The following is a 4,422-nucleotide window of genomic DNA, read 5'->3' as shown; positions in this document are numbered from 1 at the left end:
CGCCGCGCCAGGTGGACGCGTTGCTGGATTTGATGCGCAGCGGCCGGGCGCGTGAACGCGCACTGGCGGCCGAAGAGGGCGCGCCGCCCCATGTGGTGGACTTCGTGTCGCGCATGTCCGGCCCGGCAATCGAGGCCGCCCGCCAGACTGGCGTGCCGGCCCGGCTTATCCTGGGCCAGGCCGCGCTGGAGTCGGGCTGGGGCCGGCGCGAGCTGAAATACGAGAACGGCAGCACCAGTTACAACCTGTTCGGCATCAAGGCGGGGTCCAGCTGGAACGGCAAGGTCGTCAATGTGCTGACCACCGAGTACGAGAATGGCGTGGCGCGCAAAGTGGTGCAGCCATTCCGGGCCTACGCGTCTTACGAAGAATCGTTTGCCGATTACGCGCGCCTGATCGGTGAAAGCCCGCGCTACGAATCGGTACTGGGCGCGCGCGACGAGATCGACGCCGCGCGTCGCATCCAGGCGGCGGGCTACGCCACCGACCCGGCCTACGCCGACAAGCTGATAGCGGTAATGGACCAGTTCCGCGGCGCGGGGATTTCTTCCAGCACCCGCTAAATTCGCGGGCGCACGTGCCGTTAACCCGGTATCTGGACCGGATGCGGTTTTCTACGGGATATCGGCAGCATGAATCTGTACAACTTGGCGCTTACCGGGCTGAATGCCTCCCAGGCAGGGCTGGAGGTAACCAGCCACAACATCAATAATTCGGCCAATGCCGGCTACAGCCGCCAGCGGCTGATCACGTCCACCGCCGGCGCCACGGCTACCGGCCAGGGTTTTTTCGGGCGCGGCGTGCAGGTCGATACCGTCAAGCGCCAGTACGATGGCTTCCTGTACCGGCAGATGGTGGGCGCGCAGGGCACGGGCGCGCAGCTGAATACGCACCTGGACCAGGTGTCGCAGATCAACAATCTATTTGGCGACCGCACCGTGGGCATCACGCCCGCCCTGGAAGGTTTTTTTGCCAGCCTGAACGCCGGCGCCAGCAATCCTGCCGACCCGGCCGTGCGCCAGGACCTGATCGGCAAGGGCAATTCGCTGGTCACCCAGATCAATACCGCCTACCGCGAACTGCAGAATCAGCGCGAAGGCGTGAACACCCAGATCTCCACCACGGTAGAGCAGGTCAACAGCTACCTGGACCGCATCAACGACCTGAACCAGCAGATCGTGGTGGCCCAGGGCAAGACCGGGCAGCCGCCCAACGATCTGCTTGACCAGCGAGACCAGGCCCTGTCCGAACTGAACCAGCTGGTGGGCATACGCTACTACGAGCAGGGCAACAGCCTGAACATCACGCTGCAAAGCGGCCAGACGCTGCTGTCCGGCACGTCGGTATACCCCCTGGCGGCGGTGCAGTCCGCCTCCGACCCGACCCGCATGGCACTTGCCTATTCCCTGCCATCAGGCGCGGGTTCCACCGTGAAGGTCGAACTCGAAGACACTGAAATCACCGGCGGCCAGCTGGCGGGCTTTCTGAAGTTCCGCAGCGAGTCCCTGGACGCGGTGCAAGACCAACTGGGCCAATTGGCCGTGGGGTTGGCACTGGCCTTCAACGCCCAGCACCAGGCCGGGGTGGACCTGAACGGCGACCCTGGCCAGGCCTTGTTCGGACTGGGCAACCCCGCCGCCATCCCCAAGGCAGGCAACGCCGGAGACGGCTCCCTGATAGCCGAGTTCACCGATGCGGGTGCCGTGAAAGCCACGGCTTACGACATTGTGTTCGACGGCACGCAGTACCAGGTCACGCGCCGCTCCGATGGCACCACGCAGACGCTGACGCCGGCCGGCACGCCGCCCACCATCGAGTTCGACGGCATGAGCCTGGAGCTGGGCGGCACGCCCATGGCCGGCGATACCTGGACGCTGCAGCCCACCCGCGACGCGGCGCGCGACCTGAGCATGCTGATCACCGACCCGGCCAAGATCGCCTTGGCCGACAGCGAAGGCGGCACCACCAACGGCAAGAATGGGCTGCTGCTGGCCCAGCTGCAAACCAAACAGGTCCTGGCGGACGGCACCCTGAGCCTGACCGGACAGTTCTCGCAATTGATCAATAACGTCGGTGTGCAGACCCAGCAGATCAAGACGGCCGCCACCGCGCAGGCCAACCTGATCACCCAGCAGACCGCGGCGCATCTGTCGGTATCGGGCGTAAACCTGAACGAGGAATACGTCAGCCTGACGATCTACCAGGAACAGTACCAGGCCAGCGCCAAGATCCTGGATGTGGCCAGCACGGTGTTCGACACGCTGCTGGGCTTGCGCTGACCAGCGCCGATTGATACGTACTCGGAGTTATTGCAATGCGCCTGAGCACTTCGCTGATTTACCAGAACGGCCTGAACGGCATCCTGAAACAGGAAGCCACGCTGTCCCGCCTGCAGGAACAACTGGCCAGCGGCCGCCGGGTCCTGACCCCGGCCGACGACCCGCTGGCGGCGTCGCTGTCGGTAAACCTGTCGCAAACCTCCAGCATGAATGCCACATACGCGGCCAATCGCAATACGGCCAAGCAGACCCTGGGGCTGGAAAGCAATGCGCTCAGTTCCGCGGTGACCACGCTGCAGTCGGTACTGGAACGCGTAGTGCAGGCCGGTGGCACGCTGAGCGATCCCGATCGCCAGGCCCTGGTGACGGAGCTGCAGGCCGCGCGCGAACAATTGGTGGGCCTGGCGAATTCCACCGATGGAAACGGCCAATTCCTGTTTTCCGGCCACGACGGTTTTACGCAGCCCGTTACTCTGAATGCCGACGGTTCGGTCAGCTATGGCGGCGATGACGGCCAGCGCCTGATCCAGGTGGACCAGGCGCGCCAGATGGCGGGCAGCGACGTCATTTCCGACATTTTCGGCAAGGCCGCCAACGGCTCGATGGCCTATATCATCCAGGCCGACGCGGGCAATTCCGGCACCGGACAATTCAGCGCCGTGTCGTTTACCGTTCCGGACGCGGGCAACAACGTGGGCCGCGATTTCACCATCTCGTTCTCGGACATCGGCGGCGTCATGCACTACATCGCCGACACGGTGCCGGGCTCGACGCCCGCGCCGGCACCCCAGCCCTATACCGAGGGCCAGACCATCGAGATGGGGGGCGTCAGCGTCAAGATGTCGGGCCAGCCGGCGGATGGCGACAGTTTCACGGTAGAAACCCCCCAGGCATCGAACATGGACATGTTCGACACCCTGGACCAATTGATCGATACGCTGGGCCGCCCGGCCACCAACGACCCGGCCGCCTCGGCCGCCATCAACAACATGCTGGCCACGGCCAACAAGAAGCTGACGTTGACGCTCGACAACGTACTCACCGTACAGGCTTCGGTAGGCGCGCGGCTGAACGAACTCGACGCGCTGGACGCGGTGGGTTCGCAACGCACGCTGTCGTATACCAAGCAGCTTTCCAACCTGGAAGACGTAGATGTGTACTCGGTGACATCCGAATTACTGCTGCGCAAGGTGGCGCTGGATGCCGCCGCGTCCTCGTTCTCGACTATCCAGGGATCCAGTTTATTCAGCCGGGGCCGCTAGGGCCGGCCGGCCCTGGCGGGCCGGACTCGCGGACTCGGCGCATTTGCGACTTTTCCTTTACTTCGTCAGATCATGCTGTCCAACTTGAAAGTACGCACTGGCATTATGCTTGTGCTGGTAACGTTCCTCCTGGCCCTGCTGGTTTCCAACGGGGCCGCGTGGCTGGCCCTGGGCTCCAGCAACGACAAGCTCGACCGCGTCAATGCGGTGTATTCGAACCAGGTGGTTCCCGTGTACGAGGCCTATCGCTCGCTGCAGCGAGCGCGCCTGGATCAGGATGCCGCCGCGATTGAACTGCAGGAAGGCCGGGTGCGGGAAGCGGGCCAATACCTGAACCGGGCCCGCGCGTCGCGCGAAACCGCGAACCAGGCCATGGCTGCTTTCGCCAAAGTGGAAAAATCCGGCGAAATGGCCGAGAAGGCCGCTTCGGTACAGTCTTTGTATGAGCGCTACGCCAACCAGGCCAGCCGCCTGGCCGACTCGCTGGGCAGCCAGAACGTACGCCAGTTCATCGACCTGAACGTGGGCACGCAGGCCATGGCGGCCAGCTTCGATACGGCAGTGTCGGCGTACCTGGACTACGTGGACGCCGGCACCGACCAACTGGTGGTCGACGCCGCGGCCGACTACAAGGTATCGCAAAGCGTGTCGATTGCCTTGCTGGTGATATCGCTGGTGCTTGCGGGGCTTTGCTGGTTGTTCATGCAACGCAGCGTGCTGCGTCCGTTGCGCGAAGCCGGGCAGCATTTCGACAAGATTGCGGCGGGCGACCTGACGGCGCGCGTGGAGGTGCGCAACAGCAACGAAATCGGCCAGCTGTTCTCGGCGCTGAAGCGGATGCAGGAGAACCTGGCGCGCACGGTGGCGCAGGTACGCCGGGG

General features: G+C 64.3%; 4 protein-coding genes. All 4 read left to right on the top strand.

Going from position 1 to position 4,422, the window contains the following annotated elements; genetic code table 11:
* Positions 1-563: flagellar assembly peptidoglycan hydrolase FlgJ (gene flgJ, locus LPZ50_RS22365; protein WP_230665033.1), on the top strand; the 563-nt coding region annotated here is incomplete at its 5' end.
* Between the two features lie 69 nt (positions 564-632).
* Positions 633-2,279 (top strand): flagellar hook-associated protein FlgK, encoded by a 1,647-nt coding sequence (gene flgK / locus LPZ50_RS22360; RefSeq protein WP_230665032.1) that lies wholly within the window; start codon positions 633-635, stop codon positions 2,277-2,279.
* Between the two features lie 35 nt (positions 2,280-2,314).
* Complete coding sequence (flgL, locus tag LPZ50_RS22355; RefSeq protein ID WP_230665031.1) at positions 2,315-3,541, top strand: flagellar hook-associated protein FlgL; 1,227 nt, start codon at positions 2,315-2,317, stop codon at positions 3,539-3,541.
* Positions 3,542-3,613: 72 nt separating this feature from the next.
* Positions 3,614-4,422: Tar ligand binding domain-containing protein (locus LPZ50_RS22350; RefSeq protein ID WP_419195629.1), on the top strand; the 809-nt coding region annotated here is incomplete at its 3' end.

The organism is Bordetella petrii, from assembly GCF_020991325.1.
Lineage (GTDB): Bacteria > Pseudomonadota > Gammaproteobacteria > Burkholderiales > Burkholderiaceae_B > Bordetella_A > Bordetella_A petrii_E.
This window is presented reverse-complemented; position numbering and strand designations above follow the sequence as displayed.